Origin of the sequence: Parahoeflea olei, from assembly GCF_001703635.1 — a bacterium.
Taxonomy (GTDB): domain Bacteria; phylum Pseudomonadota; class Alphaproteobacteria; order Rhizobiales; family Rhizobiaceae; genus Hoeflea; species Hoeflea olei.
In genome coordinates this window covers 43,726-62,339 of sequence record NZ_LQZT01000009.1, presented here as the reverse complement: position 1 = coordinate 62,339, position 18,614 = coordinate 43,726, and the positions used below count along the sequence as shown (strand labels likewise).

Annotated in this window: 21 protein-coding genes; 11 read left to right on the top strand and 10 right to left on the bottom strand. The window is 64.9% G+C overall.

The window, feature by feature from the left end; translation table 11 throughout:
• Nucleotides 1-34: 34 nt before the first annotated feature.
• The 7 genes from AWJ14_RS07840 (at nucleotide 35) to maiA (ending at nucleotide 6,464) form a co-directional block, all read left to right on the top strand.
• Nucleotides 35-1,183 carry an acyl-CoA dehydrogenase family protein gene (locus AWJ14_RS07840; RefSeq protein WP_066177100.1) on the top strand — a complete coding sequence of 383 codons (1,149 nt, stop codon included), beginning with the start codon at nucleotides 35-37 and terminating at the stop codon, nucleotides 1,181-1,183.
• Entirely contained in the window at nucleotides 1,180-2,202 is a 1,023-nt protein-coding gene (locus tag AWJ14_RS07835) for an enoyl-CoA hydratase/isomerase family protein (RefSeq protein WP_066177097.1), read from the top strand. Before AWJ14_RS07840 ends, AWJ14_RS07835 begins: the two co-directional genes overlap by 4 nt.
• A 31-nt stretch (nucleotides 2,203-2,233) precedes the next feature.
• A complete protein-coding gene (gene mmsB / locus AWJ14_RS07830) occupies nucleotides 2,234-3,088 on the top strand; it encodes a 3-hydroxyisobutyrate dehydrogenase (RefSeq protein ID WP_066177094.1) in 855 nt (284 codons plus the stop codon).
• 304 nt (nucleotides 3,089-3,392) lie between these two features.
• Nucleotides 3,393-4,274, top strand: a complete 882-nt coding sequence (locus AWJ14_RS07825; RefSeq protein ID WP_066177193.1) for an MBL fold metallo-hydrolase — start codon at nucleotides 3,393-3,395, stop codon at nucleotides 4,272-4,274.
• Nucleotides 4,271-5,281 carry a fumarylacetoacetate hydrolase family protein gene (locus AWJ14_RS07820; RefSeq protein WP_066177092.1) on the top strand — a complete coding sequence of 337 codons (1,011 nt, stop codon included), beginning with the start codon at nucleotides 4,271-4,273 and terminating at the stop codon, nucleotides 5,279-5,281. Before AWJ14_RS07825 ends, AWJ14_RS07820 begins: the two co-directional genes overlap by 4 nt.
• The gene (locus AWJ14_RS07815; protein ID WP_066177090.1) at nucleotides 5,278-5,763 is read left to right on the top strand and encodes a hypothetical protein; all 486 of its coding nucleotides are present in this window, start codon (nucleotides 5,278-5,280) and stop codon (nucleotides 5,761-5,763) included. The genes AWJ14_RS07820 and AWJ14_RS07815 overlap by 4 nt, the downstream gene beginning before the upstream one ends.
• 62 nt (nucleotides 5,764-5,825) lie before the next feature.
• On the top strand, nucleotides 5,826-6,464 hold the full coding sequence (maiA, locus tag AWJ14_RS07810) for a maleylacetoacetate isomerase (RefSeq protein WP_066177087.1): 639 nt from the start codon (nucleotides 5,826-5,828) through the stop codon (nucleotides 6,462-6,464).
• 6 nt (nucleotides 6,465-6,470) lie between these two features.
• On the opposite strand, the gene AWJ14_RS07805 is transcribed toward maiA, so the two are convergent.
• The 7 genes from AWJ14_RS07805 to AWJ14_RS07775 form a co-directional block, all read right to left on the bottom strand.
• Nucleotides 6,471-7,058: an NAD(P)H-dependent oxidoreductase gene (locus tag AWJ14_RS07805; RefSeq protein WP_066177084.1), complete on the bottom strand. Its 588-nt coding sequence runs from the start codon at nucleotides 7,056-7,058 to the stop codon at nucleotides 6,471-6,473.
• On the bottom strand, nucleotides 7,058-7,639 hold the full coding sequence (locus tag AWJ14_RS07800; RefSeq protein ID WP_066177080.1) for an NAD(P)H-dependent oxidoreductase: 582 nt from the start codon (nucleotides 7,637-7,639) through the stop codon (nucleotides 7,058-7,060). The genes AWJ14_RS07805 and AWJ14_RS07800 overlap by 1 nt, the downstream gene beginning before the upstream one ends.
• 10 nt (nucleotides 7,640-7,649) lie before the next feature.
• Complete coding sequence (locus AWJ14_RS07795) at nucleotides 7,650-9,053, bottom strand: FAD-binding oxidoreductase (RefSeq protein ID WP_066177078.1); 1,404 nt, start codon at nucleotides 9,051-9,053, stop codon at nucleotides 7,650-7,652.
• Nucleotides 9,054-9,056: 3 nt separating this feature from the next.
• A complete protein-coding gene (locus AWJ14_RS07790) occupies nucleotides 9,057-10,382 on the bottom strand; it encodes a cytosine deaminase (protein WP_083220125.1) in 1,326 nt (441 codons plus the stop codon).
• Between the two features lie 3 nt (nucleotides 10,383-10,385).
• Nucleotides 10,386-11,252 (bottom strand): ABC transporter permease, encoded by an 867-nt coding sequence (locus AWJ14_RS07785; RefSeq protein ID WP_066177076.1) that lies wholly within the window; start codon nucleotides 11,250-11,252, stop codon nucleotides 10,386-10,388.
• Nucleotides 11,239-12,042 (bottom strand): ABC transporter ATP-binding protein, encoded by an 804-nt coding sequence (locus AWJ14_RS07780; RefSeq protein ID WP_066177075.1) that lies wholly within the window; start codon nucleotides 12,040-12,042, stop codon nucleotides 11,239-11,241. The genes AWJ14_RS07785 and AWJ14_RS07780 overlap by 14 nt, the downstream gene beginning before the upstream one ends.
• Nucleotides 12,043-12,108: 66 nt before the next feature.
• Nucleotides 12,109-13,119, bottom strand: coding sequence for an ABC transporter substrate-binding protein (locus tag AWJ14_RS07775; RefSeq protein WP_066177072.1), 1,011 nt, complete (start codon nucleotides 13,117-13,119; stop codon nucleotides 12,109-12,111).
• Nucleotides 13,120-13,398: 279 nt separating this feature from the next.
• On the opposite strand from AWJ14_RS07775, the gene AWJ14_RS07770 reads away from it, so the two are divergent.
• Nucleotides 13,399-13,785 (top strand): RidA family protein, encoded by a 387-nt coding sequence (locus AWJ14_RS07770; RefSeq protein WP_066177070.1) that lies wholly within the window; start codon nucleotides 13,399-13,401, stop codon nucleotides 13,783-13,785.
• 24 nt (nucleotides 13,786-13,809) lie between these two features.
• Nucleotides 13,810-14,604, top strand: a complete 795-nt coding sequence (locus AWJ14_RS07765; protein ID WP_066177067.1) for a creatininase family protein — start codon at nucleotides 13,810-13,812, stop codon at nucleotides 14,602-14,604.
• Here AWJ14_RS07765 and AWJ14_RS07760 read toward each other — a convergent pair.
• Entirely contained in the window at nucleotides 14,601-15,002 is a 402-nt protein-coding gene (locus AWJ14_RS07760) for a hypothetical protein (RefSeq protein WP_066177064.1), read from the bottom strand. The genes AWJ14_RS07765 and AWJ14_RS07760 overlap by 4 nt on opposite strands.
• A 214-nt stretch (nucleotides 15,003-15,216) precedes the next feature.
• On the opposite strand from AWJ14_RS07760, the gene AWJ14_RS07755 reads away from it, so the two are divergent.
• Nucleotides 15,217-15,678, top strand: a complete 462-nt coding sequence (locus AWJ14_RS07755; RefSeq protein WP_066177187.1) for a type II toxin-antitoxin system RatA family toxin — start codon at nucleotides 15,217-15,219, stop codon at nucleotides 15,676-15,678.
• A gap of 4 nt (nucleotides 15,679-15,682) precedes the next feature.
• Here the strand turns inward: AWJ14_RS07755 and AWJ14_RS07750 are convergent, their stop codons facing one another.
• Nucleotides 15,683-16,204, bottom strand: a complete 522-nt coding sequence (locus AWJ14_RS07750; protein WP_066177061.1) for a CinA family protein — start codon at nucleotides 16,202-16,204, stop codon at nucleotides 15,683-15,685.
• Nucleotides 16,201-17,403: a bifunctional 2-C-methyl-D-erythritol 4-phosphate cytidylyltransferase/2-C-methyl-D-erythritol 2,4-cyclodiphosphate synthase gene (locus AWJ14_RS07745; protein WP_066177059.1), complete on the bottom strand. Its 1,203-nt coding sequence runs from the start codon at nucleotides 17,401-17,403 to the stop codon at nucleotides 16,201-16,203. The genes AWJ14_RS07750 and AWJ14_RS07745 overlap by 4 nt, the downstream gene beginning before the upstream one ends.
• Before the next feature lie 161 nt (nucleotides 17,404-17,564).
• Between AWJ14_RS07745 and dusB the strand changes: the two genes are divergently transcribed.
• Nucleotides 17,565-18,581 (top strand): tRNA dihydrouridine synthase DusB, encoded by a 1,017-nt coding sequence (gene dusB, locus AWJ14_RS07740; protein WP_066177057.1) that lies wholly within the window; start codon nucleotides 17,565-17,567, stop codon nucleotides 18,579-18,581.
• The last annotated feature ends 33 nt before the right edge of the window (nucleotides 18,582-18,614 follow it).

Sequence of the window (18,614 nt, the reverse complement as noted above, 5' to 3'; positions counted from 1 at the left end):
ACGGATCGGAGACTGTCGGAGGAGGCGGGACGCCATGGATTTTGAACTCAACGAGGAACAGCAGGCAGTCTTCGACATGGCGCGCGACTTCGGCGCCGAAGAGATCGCGCCGTTTGCCGCCCAATGGGAAAAGGACGGCGCGATCCCGCGCGAGGTGCTGGAAGCGGCGGCCGCGCTCGGGCTTGCGGCGATCTATGTGCCGGAGGCCGATGGCGGCTCGGGGCTCACCCGGCTCGATGCCACGCTGGTGTTCGAGGCGCTGTCGATGGCCTGTCCGTCGGTGGCCTCGTTCCTGTCGATCCACAACATGTGCAGCTGGATGATCGCGTCCTACGGCTCGGACGCGATCAAGGCCCGGCTTCTGCCCGACCTCGTCACCATGAAGACGATCGCCTCCTACTGCCTGACCGAGCCGGGCTCCGGCTCGGATGCCGCTGCGCTGAGGACCCGCGCCGAGCGCACCAATGACGGCTACCGCCTCAACGGCGCCAAGGCCTTCATCTCCGGCGGCGGGTTTTCCGATCTCTATCTGGTGATGGCGCGCACCGGTGCCGAGGGGCCCAAGGGCATTTCCGCGCTGATCGTCGAGAATGGTAGGTCGGGACTTACATTCGGCGCGCCGGAAGACAAGATGGGCTGGCGCTCGCAGCCGACCGCCGAAGTGCAGTTCGACGACTGCGCCATCCCCGCCGACAATCTTCTGGGCGAGGAGGGGGCCGGGTTCCGCTATGCCATGAGCGGACTCGACGGCGGCCGGCTCAACATTGCCGCGTCCGCGCTTGGCGGCGCGCAATCCGCGCTCGACCGGACGCTTCAGTATATGGGCGAACGCCAGGCCTTCGGCCGGTCGATCGACCAGTTCCAGGCGCTGCAGTTCCGCCTTGCCGACATGGAAACGGAAATGCAGGCGGCGCGGATTTTCCTCAGGCAGGCGGCGAGCAAGCTCGACCGCAAGGCGCCCGATGCTACCAAGTTCTGCGCCATGGCCAAGCGCTTCGTCACCGACACCGCCTTCCGCGTCGCCAATGACGCGCTGCAACTGCATGGCGGATACGGCTATCTTGCCGATTACGGCATCGAGAAGCTGGTGCGCGATCTCCGGGTGCACCAGATCCTCGAAGGCACCAACGAGATCATGCGGGTGATCATCTCGCGGGCGCTGCTTGCGGAGCGCACCGCATGAGCATCCGCATCCGCAAGATCGGCCGCATCGGCCAGATCACGCTGCAGCGCCCCGAAGCGCTCAATGCAGTGACCTACGAGATGGTGCAGGCGATCGAGGCAGCGCTCGACGGCTGGCGCGATGATGGCGATGTGGCCTGCGTGCTGATTGACGCAGACGGCCACAAGGCGTTCTCGGCCGGCGGTGACCTGCAATTCATGTATGACACCGCGTCGAAAGGCGATTTTGACGCGGGCCGCCGCTTCTGGCGTGACGAATACCGGCTCAACGCCAAGATCGCGGCCTACCCGAAACCCTATGTGGCGCTGTGCCAGGGCTTCGTCATGGGAGGCGGGGTCGGCGTCTCGCTGCACGGCTCGCACCGGGTGGTGGGCGAAAGCTCGAAGATCGCCATGCCGGAATGCGCGATCGGGCTGGTGCCCGATGTCGGCGGCTCGCTGCTGCTCGCCCGCGCGCCAGGCCGGCTTGGCGAGTATCTCGGCACGACCGGCTACCGGATGAACGCATCGGACGCAATTGTTGCCGGTTTCGCCGACCATTTCATTCCCGAGGCCGACTGGCCGGAACTGACGGAAATCCTGATCGAGACCGGCGATTGCGCCGCGATCACGGCGCGGGCGCGTGATCCCGAGGACGGCCCGCTGATGGCGATCCGCGCCACGGTCGATGATCTTTTCGCCAAGGAAACGCTTGCGGAAATCCTGGCGGCGCTGCCCGGAGACGAATGGGGCGGCAAAACCCAAAGCGCGATCCGCGCGGCTTCACCGCTGTCGGCTGCCTGCACGCTCGAACTGGTGCGGCGCGCGCGCGCCGCAGACGACATCCGCGCGGCGCTCAAACAGGAATACCGCTTCACCTCGCGCAGCGCGTCGGAAGGGGATTTCGTGGAAGGGATTCGTGCCGCGATCATCGACAAGGACCGCAATCCGCGCTGGCGCCACGGCCGCGACGAGGATGTGACGGCGGAGATGGTCGACGCGATGCTCGCCGAGCCGCCGGGCGGGGATATTGCGCTTTAGCAGGCTTTCTTGAAGAATGTGGGAGGATCACATGAAGATCGGGTTTATCGGACTGGGCAATATGGGCGCGCCGATGGCGGCCAACCTGGTCAAGGCCGGGCACGATGTCACCGCCTATGACGTGGCCGACATCCGTGTCGAGGGAACGTCCGCCGCGGGTTCCGCGGCGGACGCGGCCGCAGGCCGGGATGCGGTGATCACCATGCTCCCCAATGGCGAGATCCTGCGCGCGGTCTATGCCGAGATCGTGCCTGTCGGCGCGCCCGGATCGGTGTTCATCGACTGCTCGACGGTCGATGTCGACAGCGCCCGCGCGGCCCACGCGATGGCTGGCAAACAGGGCCTGCTCTCGATCGATGCGCCGGTGTCCGGCGGCGTCGGCGGCGCGGCCGCGGGCACGCTCACCTTCATGGCCGGCGGCAGCGACGAGGCCTTCGCCAAGGCCGCCCCGCTGTTCGAGATCATGGGCAAGAAGGCGGTGCATTGCGGCGATGCCGGGGCCGGGCAGTCGGCCAAGATCTGCAACAACATGCTGCTCGGCATCTCCATGATCGGCGCCTGCGAGGCCTTCGCGCTCGCCGAAAAACTCGGGCTTTCCGCGCAAAGCCTGTTCGACGTGGTCTCCACCTCGTCGGGCTCCTGCTGGTCGGTCAATGCCTATTGCCCGGTGCCGGGCGTTGGCCCGCAAAGCCCGGCCGACAACGGCTACAAGCCCGGCTTCGCCGCCGATCTCATGCTGAAAGACCTCAAGCTCTCGCAGCAGGCGGCCGAAAGCGTTGCGGCACGAACCCCGATGGGCGCGCGGGCGACCGAACTCTATGCGGAGTTCGTGGCGGGCGAAGGCAAGGGCCGGGATTTCTCGGCGATGATCGAACGGTTGAAATAGCACAACCGTTAGGCCCCGGCGCTCAGGCTGCGTCTCCTGCCGCCGCTGTCACACCGTGGCCTCATGCGCACCCGCTCTTGCCGTGGAGAGACAGGCGCAAGGCGCGCTTGATTGTTGCGTTCTCAACTGTCTTTATGGCACCTCTTTGGCCCGCGACCTTTTGTGGCCGCCGAAAAGGCTCGACGCTGCGGCAGAAAGCCGTCAATCTGGCATGTGGGAGATGCTCGATGGTTTCAATCCGATTCACGTCCGTGCCGCCGGGTCGTTTGATCCGGCTCGGCTTGTGCGCGGGGCCATGGGCGGCATGACCGAACGTCTGGTCATCCTCGGCTCGAAAGGCGGGCCGGCGATCCGGCCGGGTGGACCGTCGCCGACATCCTCGCTGCTGGAGATCGGCGGCCGGCGGATCGTGGTCGATTGCGGGTTGGGCGTGTCGCGCGGGCTAGTCGAAGCCGGCGTGCCGCTGTCCGCGCTCGACCTGATCGTGATCACGCATCTGCATTCCGATCACGTGCTCGAACTCGGGCCGCTGATCCACACCGCCTGGACGGCGGGGCTCAAGACACCGGTGCGCGTGTTCGGCCCGGCGGGCACGCAGGCGGTCTGGGACGGGTTCGTCGCCTCGATGCTCTATGACATTGATCTGAGGATCGAAGACGAGGGCCGGCCGGACCTGCGCGCGCTTGTCGATATCCGAGAATTCGGCGAAGGCGTCGTGATTGAGGAAGACGGCCTCCTGATCGAGGCGCTGCGGGTCGACCACCCGCCGGTCACCGACTGCTACGCGCTGAAGATCAGCCATGCCGGCCGCGTGATCGCGTTTTCGGCCGACACTGCCTATTTCCCGCCACTGGCCACGTTTGCCCGTGGCGCCGACATTCTCGTTCACGAGGCGCTGCATCCCGAGGGCGTCGACCGGCTGGTCGCGCGCACCGGCAATGGCGCGCGGCTGAAGGCGCATCTGATCGCCAGCCACACCATGGCTGCCGATGCGGGTCGGATCGCAACTGACGCCGACGTCGGCCATCTGGTGCTGCATCACCTGGTGCCGGCGGACGATCCCGAAATCACCGAGATTCAATGGGCCGCCGAGGTCCGGACGACCTGGGACGGGCACCTCACCATCGGCCGCGACGGCCTGGCGCTGCCGCTGCCCGTCCCCAACCCCCAAAGGAAAACAGCATGAAACTCGCCACCCTCCGCGACGGAAGCCGCGACGGCCGCCTGGTCGTCGTCTCGCGTGACCTGACCAAGGCAACGGGCGTGCCGCATATCGCACGCACGCTGCAGGCGGCGCTCGACGACTGGGCGCATGTGGGCCCAAGGCTCATGGACGTGGCCGAGATGCTCGAAACCGGGGCGGAACCGACCGAACGCTTCCACGAGCGCGACGCGCTCTCGCCGCTGCCGCGCGCCTACCAGTGGGCCGACGGCTCGGCCTATGTCAATCACGTCGAACTGGTGCGCAAGGCGCGCGGGGCGGAAATGCCGGCGAGTTTCTGGGAAGTGCCGCTGATGTACCAGGGCGGCTCCGACACCTTTCTCGCGCCGCGCGGGCCGATCCGCATGGCCGACGAGGCCTGGGGCATCGATTGCGAAGGCGAGGTGGCGGTGATCGTCGGCGACGTGCCGATGGGCGCCGATATCGACACCTGCCGCGAGGCGATCAAGCTGGTGATGCTGGTCAACGACGTGAGCCTCAGGGGCCTGATCCCGGCGGAACTCGCGAACGGCTTCGGCTTCTTCCAGTCGAAACCGTCCTCGGCCTTCTCGCCGGTGGCGGTGAGCCCCGATGAACTGGGCGACGCATGGGACGGCGGCAAGCTGCACCTGCCGCTCGAGGTGGATCTTAACGGCAAGCCCTTCGGCCGCGCCAATGCCGGCGTCGACATGACCTTCGACTTCCCGAAGCTGATTGCCCATGCCGCGAAGACACGCGCGCTCTGCGCAGGCTCGATCATCGGGTCGGGCACGGTCTCCAACAAGGGCCCCGAGGGCGATCCCGGCAAGCCGGTCGACGAGGGCGGCGCAGGCTATTCCTGCATCGCCGAGATCCGCATGATCGAAACCATCGCCTCGGGCGCGCCCAAGACGCCGTTTATGCGCTTCGGCGATACCGTGCGCATCGAGATGCGTGACAAGGATGGCCACTCCATCTTCGGCGCCATCGAGCAGACCGTCGAGAAGGCATGACAGAAATCGAGTACCAGGTAGGCAAAACCAATGATCTGTCGGCACTGAACCGCCGAACCTTTGTCTCCGTGTGCTCGTTAACCAACTGGGTTTCGGTAGGGCTTGGTTTTTACTTCGCGCTCAGCGGACCGGTTCGTTTCATATGGTGGCTTGTGCCGGTAGCTGTGACGGCGATCCTCATCAATTTTGTCGCATTGACGAGATTTGTCCGCTACACACCGGACCTGAAGGCCCGGCTTTATGCCGCTGCAGCGATCTTGATGTCATTCATCATCTGGGTGGGTTTGCCGGCGATGGTTATTCTGTTCGGGTTTCTTGAAGCCAGGTATCCCCACCTGATGCATTCGTTGTCACGAAATAGGGCGGGGGGAAGGGTCGGGATCGCTGTTATCTTGTTCCTGTTTTCACCAACTTACCTTTCGATGTTAGCGCATAGAAGGGGATCGAAGACAAGTGAGCGAGAACCGCAGCAGCAGGCGTGATGGCTGCGAACGGGACCGCAATACCTCAGTACAAGCTCATGGTATTAATTGCTTGAGGACCTATTTTGAATACACCCATTCTCTACGACTACTGGCGCTCTTCGGCGAGCTACCGGGTGCGCATCGCGTTCAACCTGGGGCGGATCGGCTACCGGAGCGAGGTGGTCGATCTGCTTGCCAGGGAGCACACGACGCCCACGCATCTGGCGCGTAATCCGCAAGGCCTGGTGCCGGCGCTGGAGATCGACGGGCTGATGCTCACGCAGTCGCTGGCAATCATCGAGTACCTGATCGAAACCCGCGGGCTGCCGCTCCTGCCCGACGATCCGGCCGGGCGGGCGCGGGTGCGCGCACTTGCCCATGCGATCGCCATGGACATCCATCCGGTCTGCAACATGGGGGTGGTCGCCCATGTGCTCGAACTCACCGGCGGCGGCGATGCCGAGCGCACGGTGTGGATGCAGCGCTTCATCACGAAGGGGCTTGCGGCCTTCGAGGTCCTGCTCGATCACCCGTCGACGGGCCTGTTCTGCCATGGCGACACCCCGGGCTTGGCCGATATCTGCCTCATTCCGCAGATCTACAATGCCGACCGCTGGGGCGCCGACATTTCGGGGCTTAAGCGGATCCAGGCGATCGCGCAGGCGTGTGCGGCCCTGCCGGCCTTCGCCGACGCTCACCCGGACAGGGTGAAACCCTGAGCCTGATCAGAGCCTTGTGAAGCGCTGTTCAACCTCCGCCAGGAAATTCCGGCGGCTTTCGGGCGTGGACTTGTCCATGAGATAATGCGCCATGAACACCCGCCTGCAGGTCTTGGCGCAGAGCGCCCGAAGACCGCGCAGGATAATGCGCTTGCCGGGATGACCAACGGCATAGGACCACCAGCGCGGCGCGCCGCAGGTGGTCACCACCGCGAGCAGTTTGATATGCGTCATCAGCGGCTTGATCGGGCCGGGACCGTCCGGGATCGCGAAGGTCACGTCGCCGGTCCAGACGCGCTCGAACCAGCCCTTGAGCATGGCCGGCTGGCCATACCACCAGGTCGGATAGACGAAGACGATGCCTTCGGCTTCCTTGATCCTGCGCGCATGGTCGGGGAAGGGGTGGTCGGCGAGCGTCATCTCGTTGTAGCGGCGGCGTTCGTCGGCCTGCATCACCGGGTCGAAGCCTTCGGCATAGAGGTCGAGCAGGTCGATCTCGTGGCCGGATTTTTCAAGCGCGGCGATCACGGTGTCGCGGACCGCGGCGCAGAAGCTTTCCGGGACCGGGTGGCAATACACAAGCAGAATACGCATCAGAATTTGTCCAGGGCTCTTTCCACACGGCTCATGAACGCATGACGCGTCCTGATGGTCGAAAGATTCATGTCGTAATGGGCGAGATAGGTGACGGGCGCACCGCGCTTGACCGTGGCGCGCAGCATGCGGTTGGCGAGCTTGCGCGGCGGGTCGCCCATCAGCCAGGAGCGGAAACGCGATCCGCCATAGGAGGTGACGATCAGGATCTTGCCGATGTTCCTGAGCGTCGGCCTGACCTTGCCATTGACGAGACCGAAGGAGACGCCGGGCAAGAACACCCGGTCGAACCAGCCCTTGAGAATGGCGGGGTAGCCGTAGTTCCAGACCGGATAGACGAGCACGAGCGCCTCGGCGGCAAGCAGCCGGTCGACATAGTCCTCGACCGGCTTCCGGTTGACCGAGAGGTCGTGATAATTCAACCGCTCCTCTTCGCTCATCACCGGATCGAAGCCGTCCGCATGGAGATCGATCACGTCGACCTGGTGGCCGTTTTCGATCAGCCTCTGGCGGCTCATGCGGAACAGGCTGGCATTGAAGCTCGACGCCACGGGGTGGGCGTGGACCAGAAGGATGCGCATGGCGGCCGCCTCAGCTCGCCTGCTTCAGGCCCTTGAACAGCCAGACCCCGCCGGAATCGAAATCATAGTCCGGGTCGTCCCAGGCAATCATCTTGCCGGGATTGAGCAGGCCCTTGGGGTCGGCCTGGCGTTTGAACGCGAGCTGGATCTCGTCGGTCTGCTTCATTCCCCCTTCTTCCAGCGTGTAGCGGTGCGGATTGAAGATCGGGCAGCCGTTTTCGGTGTGCAGATCCATGATCTCTTCCAGCCGCGCGTCGGTGGTGTAGCGAATAAGCGGAAGCCCGAAGCAGGTGATGTCACCGTCGAAGCGGACGAATTCCAGATGCGAGATCATCTCGCTCGGGAACATCCGGTTCATCTTCGCGGTCAGTTCCAGCTGGTTGGGGAAGGGGTAGAGCACCTGCAGATAGGTCCAGGCCGGATCGACGCGGAGCGCGCGCAGCGTGGTGTGGTTCCAGGCAAGCTCATAGACCGGCGGCAGGCCCTTGAGATCTTCGTCAGACAACTCCGTCCTGTCGAAGGCGATGCGGCCCGAATGCCGGCGGGTGAAGGCGCGGAAGGCGTCGTGGCTCTGCGGCGCCACCATCACCAGCACCACGCTTTCGCCCTCGGTCAGGAATTTCTGGTGACGCTTGAAGTAATCGAACGGGCAGGGGGCGCTGACCACCGAAATCAGCTTGGTGAGGATGCCGTCCTGGCGCGCGAGCGCGTTGGCATAGCGCGTGGCCGCCTCGAAACTCTCGAAACCGACGATCGCGTCGACCCAGTCATAGGCGGTCGCGAGCGGCATCTCGACTTCGGTGATGATGCCGTTGGTGCCGTAGGCGTGGGTGACCTTGTGCAGGTCCTCGCCGGTCAAGTCGAGCACCCGCGGCTCTTCCTCCATGGTGACGACGCGCAGGCGGATGATGTTGCCGAAATCGCGCAAGCCCCCCCAGCCGATCGAGCCGACACCACCCGACCCGCCGGCGATGAAGCCGCCGATCGTCGCCGTGTGGGCGGTGGAGGGGTGCATGCGAAGTTCCTGGCCTGAGGCCTCGCGCGCCGCCTTGTCGAGATCGGCACAGATCACGCCTGGACCGCAAATCACGCTGCCGGGCTTGATCTCGCGGATCTCGTTCATCTCGGCGAGGCTCAGCACCACGCCGCCCGACAGCGGCATGGCCTGGCCGTAATTGCCGGTTCCGGTGCCGCGCGGGGTCACGGGAATGTTGTGGCGATAGCAGGCCTTGAGCACGCGGATCAGCTCGGCCTCGGTTTTCGGCGACACCACGATGTCGCCGGTCACGTGGTCGAGCTCGCGCTTCAGGATCGGGGAATACCAGTAGAAATCGCGGCTCTTCTGCTGAACGATCTTGTCGTTTGCTTCGATGGCGAGCCCTTCGAGCTCGGAAATCAGTGCGGTCATGTCCATGGGTCAACGCTCCATCAAATCATCCAGGTCGTGGTAATCGGGGACAGTCGCGTCAATGAGCTTTCCATCGCGGATAAGTGTTCGGCGGCTTTCGGGGCGGGCGAGAAGTTCAGTCAGGCTGCGGCCGCGGAAGACCAGAAGGTCCGCGGATGAACCCGGCTGAAGCATACCGGCATCGGCCAACCCCATGGCCCGTGCCGGATTGGCGGCGACCGTCGCGGGCCAGAGGCCGACGGGATGGTCGAAATGAAGGATGCGGGTCGCCTCGCGGTAGACCTCGAGCATGTCGAGATCGCCATAGGCATAGAACGGATCGCGGGTGTTGTCCGAGGCGACCGCGACATTGATGCCGTGCGCGGCCATCTCGTGGAGCAGCGTGACGCCGCGCCAGCGGGGCGTCACGCCGGCATGCCGGTCCTGCAGATACATGTTGCACATCGGCAGCGAGACGACCGAAAGCCCGGCGCGGGCGATCTTGTCGAGCGTGCTTGCGATCTGATCGTCGGGCTGGCGGGCGAGCGAACAGCAATGGCCGACCAGGATCCGGCCCTCGAAGCGGTGGCGCAGTGCGGCTTCCGCAATCCGGTCGAGCGAGACCGCTTCGACATTGTCGGTCTCGTCGGCGTGGAAATCGAGATCGAGCCCCAGCTCCATCGCCTTCACGAACATCCGGTCGAGCAGGGCGTCTAGATCCGGCACCATATAGGTGACCGCGCCGAGCACGCCGCGATTGGTCGCAACGATATCCGCAAGACGATTGAACCAGGCCTCGTCGCGGGCTTCATCAATGCCGAACAGGCAGGCCGCCTGCAGTTCGATCCGGCCTTTCCAGCGTGCCCGCATCTCGGCAAAGACCGGCCAGGAAATGTCTTCCTGCGGCGCAAGCGAATCGAGATGGGTGCGCAGCGCCCGCGTGCCGTGGGCATAGGCACAAGAGAGCGAGAACTCCATGCGCCGCTCGACATCGGTTGACGACCAGTTGGCGCGGCGATCTTCACCCACGGCTTCAAGCGCACCGGGGAAACTGCCGCCCGGATTGGGTTTTCTTGGCCAGATATGTCCCTTGTCGATATGGGTGTGGCAATCGACGAAGGCCGGAAAGGCAATGCCCCCGCGGCAATCCACGGCATGCACAGATTCGGCTTCAGGCGTACTGCCGGCTGGGCGTATGGCCGCGATCCTCGCACCGGCAATCGCGATCTCTGCCCGCGCAAAGCCTTCCACATCGAAGGCGAGGCCGGGCACGCCCGCGACATGGGCGCGGTGCAGGCGCAGGTTCACAAGCGTGTAGTCGGGGGACTCGGGCAGCGTGAGGGTCGGCGACGTCACAGCTCATTGCTCCTGTTTGAGCGCGCTCTCGTGCCAGCGATGCAGCACGAGGTGGGAAATCCAGGACAGGGTGAGGAATATCACGATGCCGGTCAACGAGATCAGGATCAGCGCCGCAAACAGTCGCGGCGCGTTGAGCCGGTAGCCCGCCTCGATGATGCGTGAGGCGAGCCCCGAGGACTGGCCCGCGGTGCCGGCCACGAATTCCGCCACCACCGCGCCGATCAGCGCGAGCCCGCCTGCGATCTTGAGGCCGCCCAGGAAATAGGGCATCGCCGCGGGCAGTCGCAGGTGCCAGAGCGTCTGCCAGCGGCTGGCGCCGTTCAATTTGAAATAGTCGATCAGGTTGCGGTCGACCGAATTCAGCCCCAGCGTGGTGTTGGACAGGATCGGGAAGAAGGCCACGATCCAGGCGCAGAGCAACAACTTGGTGGTCTGGTCGTCGACATAGATGTTGATCAGCGGAAAGATCGCCACGATCGGCGTGACCTGCAGCACGATCGCGAAGGGAAACAGACTCATCTCGATCCAGCGCGACTGGGTGAACAGCACCGCAAGCCCAACCCCGCCGATCACGGCGAGCGCCAGCGAGAGCGCGGTGATCCTGAGCGTGACGAGCAGCGAGGCAAACAGCAGGCCCGAATCCTGGACCAGCGTGTCGAACACCACGCCCGGGCGCGGCAGGATATATTGCGGAATATCGTTCCAGACGCAGAGCCGGTCCCACAGCACCAGCGCCGCGACCATGATCAGAAGCGGCAGCAGCCAGCGGCCGGTGCGCTGCATCCGGATCGAGCGTTCGCGCCGGGCCTCTTCGGCGTCGATCAGCAGGGCCGGAACGGGGGATGCCGCGCGGTCAGTGGGCGCCATGGGAAGCCTCCTCGAGCTCGGATGCAGTGGCGTTGATGGCGCGCACCAGAACGCCCGATGTCTGCCGGCAGAGCGAAGCGTAGTCCGGCGAGGTCCGGAAGGTTTCGTTGCGCGGGTAGGGGACGTCGACCCTCACCTCCTCGAACACCCGACCGGGCCTTGCGGCCATCACCGTGATGCGGTTCGACAGGAACACGCTTTCGAACACCGAATGGGTGACGAAGATCACCGTGAAGCCGCGTTCGGCCCAGAGTTCGAGCAGATCGTTGTTGAGCTTGAAGCGGGTGATCTCGTCGAGCGCCGCAAAGGGCTCGTCCATCAACAGGATGCGCGGCCGGGTGACGAGCCCGCGGGCGATGGAAACGCGCATCTTCATGCCGCCCGACAATTCCCGCGGGACCGCCTTCTCGAACCCGGTCAGGTGCACGCGTTCGAGCACTTCCGCGATTTGCGGTTCGGCTTCCTTGCGCGAGACGCCGCGCAGTCTGAGCGGCAGCCAGACATTGTCGTAGACGCTCGCCCAGGGCAGGAGCGTCGGCTCCTGGAACACGAAGCCGATGTCGTTCTGCCGGATCGGCGGGCCGCGCCAGTCGACCACTCCCGATGTCGGCTGCGACAGCCCGGCGATGATCCTGAGCGCGGTCGACTTGCCGCAGCCCGACGGCCCGAGCAGGCTCATGAAATCACCTTCGTTGACCGTCAGGTTGACCCGGTCGAGCGCCGTCACGCCGGAGGCGAAGGTCTTGCCGATGGACTGAAGGATAAGGAAGGGATGGGTGCGGGCGGGCATGGTATCCAGATCGAGACGACAGAGGAAAGAACCCGCCCGGAGTTTCAGGTCCGGGCGGGTTGCCGCTTACTTCTTCAGGTCGAGGCCGATCCCGGCATTGACATAGTCGAGCGTGTAGGAAGCCTTGATGTCGATGCCGTCCTTGACCACGCCCGCCTTGACCATCTTGGCGTAGAAGCTTTCCATGCGCGCGTCCGTCATGGCGCCGATGCCCATGGTCTCGGTGTCGCCGGAATCGACGATGCCGTATTCCTTGAGCTTCTCGATCGAGAACGCGATCTGCTCGTCGGTCATGTCCGGATTGTCTTTCTTGATCATTTCGTTGGCGACCGCGTTGTCGCCATAGAGATAATTGTACCAGCCCTTGATCGAGCCTTCGACGAAGCACTTGACCGCTTCGGGCTTGCTGTCGATCGTTGCCTGCATGACCTCAATCGTGGTCGAATAGGTGTCGAAGCCATAGTCGGCGAGCAGGAACAGGTTGGGCTTGAAGCCGCCCTCGCGCTCGACCGCGAACGGCTCGGAGGTCACGTAGCCCTGCTGCGCGGATTTCGGATTGGCGATGAAGGGGGCAGGGTTGAAGGTGTAGGGCACGCGCTTGGCGGCATCGAAGCCGAATTCCGTGACCATCCACTGGAAGTAGCTCTGGAAGCCGGCGTCGCCCAGGATGAATTCGTCCGCATTCTTGAGCTCTTCCCAGGTGTCGAGACCCTGGCCCGGATGCGTCATCAGCACCTGCGGCTCCTTCTGGAAGGCGGCGGCCACCACCTTGACCGGGATGTCCTGTTCCACGGCCGAGAAGGCCTCAAGCATGTTGCCGCCCATGTGGAACTCGACCTTGCCGGCCAGCAGAAGCGCGCGGTTGTTCACCTGCGGTCCGCCCTGGGCGATGGTGACGTCGAGCCCGCAGGCCTCGTATGTCCCGTCGGCCACCGCCTGGTAGAAGCCGCCATGCTCGGGCTGCGCCAGCCAGTTCGTGCCAAAGGTGACTTTCTCGGCGGCCGATGCCTGCGCGCCCAATGTGACGATCGCCGCCAGAGCGACCGAGGATCGAAGTAGAAGCGTCATGTGCACCATCCCTTTAGGTTAGAGCGGAGATTCGATACGAATCCGGTGGCTCGGACAATTCTCACATAAAGCAAACCCCATGCCATCAAGTGGCAGGCCGAAGCAGTCGCGCCCGCGGGACATGGTCTGCACGCGGGCTTTGCCGACTGCGCGAGAGATGAGCATACTGCCTATTCTTTCACCTGCAATCGGCATCATGCCGTGACTGTGCCCCATTTCCCGCCGGCATTGAATAGACTAATAAAAAGCGTGCCGGTCCCGATAGATGTCGCTCACGAGGGTGCAGAAATGAAACATCACACGCCTGCCGCGATCCGGGCGCCATTCGCCCGCTACAGCCATGCCGTGGAGGTGCCGCCGGGCCACCGGCTGATGATCTGTTCGGGGCAACTGTCGATCACGCTTGACGACGAGATCCCCGAGAGCGCCGAGGCGCAGACGGAGTTGTGTTTCGCCAATGTCGAAGCCCTGCTCAAGGCTGCCGGCATGGGGTTTGGCGATGTCGTGCGGATCAATGCCTATGTCACGGATCGGGCACATTTGGCGGGCTACATGAAGGTGCGCGACCGGCTGTTTGCCGATCCCGCGCCGGCCTCGACGCTGATGATCGTTTCGGGCTTCGCGCGCGAAGCCTTCAAGGTCGAAATCGAAATCATTGCCGCCGCGCCGGCCTGAGCCGGCGGCTCATGGAGACAGACGATGACACGCAAGATCTGGTGGGGCGATTTCACCACCCGCGAATTTGAAGATCTCGATCCCGATGCGACGATCGCGGTGCTGCCGGTCGCGGCGATCGAGCAGCACGGCCCGCATCTGCCGGTCTCGACCGACAGCGCCATCATGACGGGCATGCTCGAGACGGTGATCGCGCAAGCCCCCGACGATCTCGACATCCGCATCCTGCCGGTCCAGTGCGTCGGCAAGTCCAATGAGCACCAGCATGCGCCGGGCACGCTCACGATTCCCGCCACCACGCTGATCGACCACTGGGTCGAGCTTGGCCACTCGATCGCCCGGGCCGGTATCCGCAAGGTGGTCGTGGTCAATTCCCATGGCGGCAACGAGGAAGTGATGGGCATCGTCGCGCGCGAACTCAGGGTGCGCGCCCGCATGCTGGCGGTGAAGACCTCGTGGATGCGCTTCGGTTTGCCCGAAGGCTTGTTCAGCAGCACCGAGACCAGCTACGGCATCCATGGCGGCGATGTCGAAACCTCGCTGATGCTGCATTTCGCGCCCGACCTCGTGGCGATGGACAAGGCGCAGAATTTCGTCTCGGCGGTCACCGCCGCGGAGAAGGAGTTCGAGCTGCTGCGCCACACCGGCGCGCATGCCTTCGCCTGGATTGCGAGCGACCTCAACGCATCCGGTGCGGTCGGCGAGGCAGCGAAAGCCACGGCGGACAAGGGCAGGGCAGTGGCCGGGCACCAGGCCAGGGGGTTTCTGGCGCTGCTCAAGGATGTGCGCGCGGCGAAACTCGATGACTGGCTGGCCTAAGTGGATGCGGACGACGCCGGGCTCGACACGGCGGGCTTGGCCAGGGCGCGCGGGACCACCTTGATCCGGCCCACCTTGTCGACGATCTGCGCGGTAAGCGCCGTGGTGAAGGCCACATGCAGCGTGAAGTCGCCCTGCTTGACGACATTGCCGTGCACCTTCGAGCCGAGGCCGGGAATGATCACGTAGACTTCATGGACATTGCGGGGAAAGTGGTCGGAGGCGACCTGGCACCCTTCCTCGCTCAGGTTGACCAGCCAGGACTGCACGGCCACCGTGCTGTCGCCGGTGCGCTTCTTCGCATGGACGATGATCGGGCAGTTGGCATCGCGGCGCGAATGGATGCGTCGGTCCTTCTGGTCTCCGATCTGCGTGAGCGCGTATTTCCTGGACTGCATATCCTACCTTTGCATGACGGCCGGCTCGCCGGCTGGGAGCGGAGGTACGTTTACAAAATACGCACATTCGAATTACTGAATGGTTTCGGGCAAGCGCGCCGGCGGCACGGGCGGTGTCCGATTTCGGCACAGGGCGGGGGTCGGCTGCGAAAAATGGTTCCTCTTGTCCGATACGGGCTTGAGTTTGGCGGCGACTATGTCCACCTTCAGAATCATGCCGTCCTTTCAGACCTCACGCATCGTTCCGCATTCGCCGCGCCAGATGTTCGATCTCGTCGCCGATGTCGAACGCTATCCGGAATTCCTGCCGTTGTGCGAGGCGATCAGCATCCGCGACATCAAGGAGCGCGACGGCAAGACCCTGCTGATCTGCGAAATGACGGTGGGCTACAAGGCCATTCGCGAGACCTTCGCCACGCAGGATCTGCTCAAGCCCGACGACCTCGAAATCGACGTCAAGTTCTTCGAGGGGCCGTTCAAGTATCTCGACAACAAATGGACCTTCAAGCCGCATGGCGCGCATGGCTGCGAGGTCGGCTTCTACATCGACTACGAGTTCAAGAGCCGGATGCTCGGCATGCTGATGGGGTCGATGTTCGACCGGGCGTTCCGCATGTTTTCGGAAGCCTTCGAAAAGCGCGCGCAGGTGGTCTACGGCGACGCCGCGGTGTCCTGACCGGTCAGGCCAGGCCGGCGCGGGCGATCAGCGCCTCAAGTGCCGCACGCACCGTCGCCGCCCGGATCGCGTCCCGGCTCCAGGACGGGTCCCAGCGCAGTTCCACGACATCGGAGACGCCGGGCCCCGACAGCCCCATCCAGACCAGGCCCACGGGCTTGTCAGGTGAGCCGCCGCCGGGGCCGGCCACGCCGGTGACGGCCACCGTCAGGTCGGCATCCGAATGCTTCCAGGCGCCGAGCGCCATTTCGGCCGCAACCTCTGCCGAGACCGCACCGAAGCTGGCAAGCGTCGCCGGCTTGACGCCGAGCATGTCCTGCTTGGCCTGATTGGAATAGGTCACGAAACCGCGGTCGAACACCGCCGAGGATCCGCCCACATCGGTGATGGCGGCGGCAATCAGGCCGCCGGTGCAGGATTCCGCGGTGGCCACCACCGTGCCGAGGGCCGGAAAGTCGCTGACGATCCGCTCCGCCAGACGGCGGCAGTCGGCCTTGATCGCAGCGAGGTCTGCCGCCGCGCTCACCGGCCGGCTCCATAGACCACCGTGGCGGTGGCGATGGCGGCGATGCCCTCGCGGCGCCCGGCAAAGCCGATCGTCTCGTTGGTCGTGGCCTTGACCGAGCAGCGCTCAATGGCGATGCCCAGCGTCCGTGCCAGCGAGGCGCGCATCGCCTCGCGATGCGGGCCGATCTTCGGCGCTTCGGCAATCAGCGTGACATCGGCATTCATGATCACGCCGCCGGCCTCGCGGACGATGCCCGCCGCATGCGCCAGGAACTGGTCGGAGGCGGCACCGCGCCATTGCGGGTCGGAGGGCGGGAAGTGGTCGCCGATGTCGCCGGCGGCGCAGGTGGCGAGCAGCGCATCGGTGAGCGCATGCAGGCCGACATCGGCGTCCGAATGGCCGTCGAGCCGCTGGTCGTGGGGGATCTCGACCCCGCACAGCGTAACCGACGTGCCCGGCACCAGGCGATGCACGTCATAGCCGTTTCCGGTGCGCACATCGGGCAGGCCCGAAGGCATCAGTTTTTCATTGGCCATGGCGATATCCTCGGCTGTGGTGAGTTTGACATTGGAGGGGTGTCCGCGACTGAGCCGCACGGCCACACCGGCCCATTCGGCAATGGCGCAGTCATCGGTGAATTCGGTTTGCGTCTCTGCGGCCGCCCTCGCATGGCCATCGGCGATAATGGCGTAGTCGAAGCCTTGCGGGGTCTGGGCCGCGAACAGGCCGGCGCGCGACACCGTGCCGTCGACGTCGCCTTTCGCGTCGCCGCGCTTGAGGGTGTCGGCCACGGCGACCGCGGGCAGGGCTGCGGCATTGCCCGTGCGCAGGGTTTCGAGCACGCCATCGATGATCGCGCGGCTGACGAAGGGGCGAACCGCATCGTGAATCAGCACATGCCGCGGCGCCGCGGCGGAGAGCGCCTGAAGCCCGGCGCAGACGGAGGCCTGTCGCGTGGCGCCGCCGACCACCGTGCGCAGCCGCGCGGCATCGGCGATGCCGGCCGTGGCCGCGGCGAACAGGTCCGCGTCGTCCTTGTGGATCACCACCACAACCTCGCCGAGATCGGGATGGGCGAGAAAGGTCTTGAGCGTGTGGGCGATCACCGCCTGGCCGCCGATCGGGCGGTACTGCTTGGGCCCGTCCTGGGGCGAGCCCGCCCGTTCCCCGCGGCCCGCGGCGACGACCACCAGGCCGAATTTTTGTGCAGCGCTCATGTCCGTTTCGATCCCGCAACCCCAACTCGGCAAGTGTTTAGAACTTGCGTCGCCCGGAAAAAAGCTCTTTTGCATTTTTCTCGGCAAAGCCGCGATTACCGCTTGGCAATTCCACTGCTATTGTCTAAAAAAAGTGCAGCTAGGAAAGTTGCTCCATACGCATGCAAAAGATCGACGCCATTCTCAGTCAGCCGCTCCGGATCGGTCCTGTCACGGCGCGCAACCGGGTGTTCCTGGCGCCTTTGTCCGGAATCTCCGACTTGCCGTTTCGGCAGCTTGCCTGGCGCTTTGGCGCCGGACTGGTGTTCACCGAGATGGTGGCGAGCCGCGAACTTGTGACGCAGCGCTCCGAATCGAAAGTACGGCTGCGCGGCGACGGAATCGACCCGCATGTGGTGCAGATTGCCGGCCGAGAGGCCTGGTGGATGGGCGAAGCGGCCCGAATCGCCGAAGCCGAAGGCGCGGCGATGATCGACATCAACATGGGTTGTCCGGCCAAGAAGGTGACCGGCGGCTATTCCGGCTCGGCGCTGATGCGCGATCCCGATCACGCGCTGTCGCTGATCGAGGCGACCGTAAAGGCAGTGTCCGTCCCGGTGACGCTGAAGATGCGGCTCGGCTGGGACGATGAAAACCACAACGCCGCGCTGATCGCCGCCCGCGCCGAGGCCGCAGGCGTGCAAATGATCACCGTGCATGGCCGCACCCGCATGCAGTTTTACGAGGGCACGGCCGACTGGGACGCGATCGCGCGTGTTCGCGAGGCCGTCGACGTGCCGCTGATTGCCAATGGCGACATCGTTTCGCGCGCGGCCATCGGCGAATGCCTGCGGCGCTCGGGCGCCGATGCGGTGATGGTAGGGCGCGCCTCGCGCGGCCAGCCCTGGATCTGCGGCGAACTGGCCGGCGCCGACAGCGTGCCTGCACCGGGGAGCGCGCGGGCGGCGGTCGCGCTCGCGCATTACCGGATGATGATTTCCCATTACGGCGAAGATGTCGGCGTCCGCCATGCGCGCAAGCATATCGGTTGGTATCTCGACACGCTCGCGCCGCTGACGCCGGCCCCGCTGAAGGCGGCGATGATGACCTCGCGCAAGGCCGAGGAGGTCGCGCGGCTGTTCGCCGAAGCGCTTGGCGAGGCCGGTGCGCCGGCCGATTTGATGGAGAGTGCCGCGTGAGCGACAAGACCCGCGACCCGGCCACTGGCGCCG

Excerpts from the sequence above, each read along its gene's own strand:
- AWJ14_RS07760 (WP_066177064.1), bottom strand. The coding sequence starts at position 15,002 with ATGCAGTCCAGGAAATACGCGCTCACGCAGATCGGAGACCAGAAGGAC.
- AWJ14_RS07755 (WP_066177187.1), top strand. The coding sequence starts at position 15,217 with ATGCCGTCCTTTCAGACCTCACGCATCGTTCCGCATTCGCCGCGCCAG.
- AWJ14_RS07825 (WP_066177193.1), top strand. The coding sequence starts at position 3,393 with ATGACCGAACGTCTGGTCATCCTCGGCTCGAAAGGCGGGCCGGCGATC.
- AWJ14_RS07745 (WP_066177059.1), bottom strand. The coding sequence starts at position 17,403 with ATGAGCGCTGCACAAAAATTCGGCCTGGTGGTCGTCGCCGCGGGCCGC.
- AWJ14_RS07795 (WP_066177078.1), bottom strand. The coding sequence starts at position 9,053 with ATGGACATGACCGCACTGATTTCCGAGCTCGAAGGGCTCGCCATCGAA.
- AWJ14_RS07840 (WP_066177100.1), top strand. The coding sequence starts at position 35 with ATGGATTTTGAACTCAACGAGGAACAGCAGGCAGTCTTCGACATGGCG.
- AWJ14_RS07815 (WP_066177090.1), top strand. The coding sequence starts at position 5,278 with ATGACAGAAATCGAGTACCAGGTAGGCAAAACCAATGATCTGTCGGCA.
- dusB (WP_066177057.1), top strand. The coding sequence starts at position 17,565 with ATGCAAAAGATCGACGCCATTCTCAGTCAGCCGCTCCGGATCGGTCCT.
- AWJ14_RS07770 (WP_066177070.1), top strand. The coding sequence starts at position 13,399 with ATGAAACATCACACGCCTGCCGCGATCCGGGCGCCATTCGCCCGCTAC.
- AWJ14_RS07775 (WP_066177072.1), bottom strand. The coding sequence starts at position 13,119 with ATGGTGCACATGACGCTTCTACTTCGATCCTCGGTCGCTCTGGCGGCG.
- AWJ14_RS07765 (WP_066177067.1), top strand. The coding sequence starts at position 13,810 with ATGACACGCAAGATCTGGTGGGGCGATTTCACCACCCGCGAATTTGAA.
- AWJ14_RS07800 (WP_066177080.1), bottom strand. The coding sequence starts at position 7,639 with ATGCGCATCCTTCTGGTCCACGCCCACCCCGTGGCGTCGAGCTTCAAT.
- AWJ14_RS07820 (WP_066177092.1), top strand. The coding sequence starts at position 4,271 with ATGAAACTCGCCACCCTCCGCGACGGAAGCCGCGACGGCCGCCTGGTC.
- AWJ14_RS07835 (WP_066177097.1), top strand. The coding sequence starts at position 1,180 with ATGAGCATCCGCATCCGCAAGATCGGCCGCATCGGCCAGATCACGCTG.
- AWJ14_RS07780 (WP_066177075.1), bottom strand. The coding sequence starts at position 12,042 with ATGCCCGCCCGCACCCATCCCTTCCTTATCCTTCAGTCCATCGGCAAG.
- AWJ14_RS07805 (WP_066177084.1), bottom strand. The coding sequence starts at position 7,058 with ATGCGTATTCTGCTTGTGTATTGCCACCCGGTCCCGGAAAGCTTCTGC.
- mmsB (WP_066177094.1), top strand. The coding sequence starts at position 2,234 with ATGAAGATCGGGTTTATCGGACTGGGCAATATGGGCGCGCCGATGGCG.
- AWJ14_RS07785 (WP_066177076.1), bottom strand. The coding sequence starts at position 11,252 with ATGGCGCCCACTGACCGCGCGGCATCCCCCGTTCCGGCCCTGCTGATC.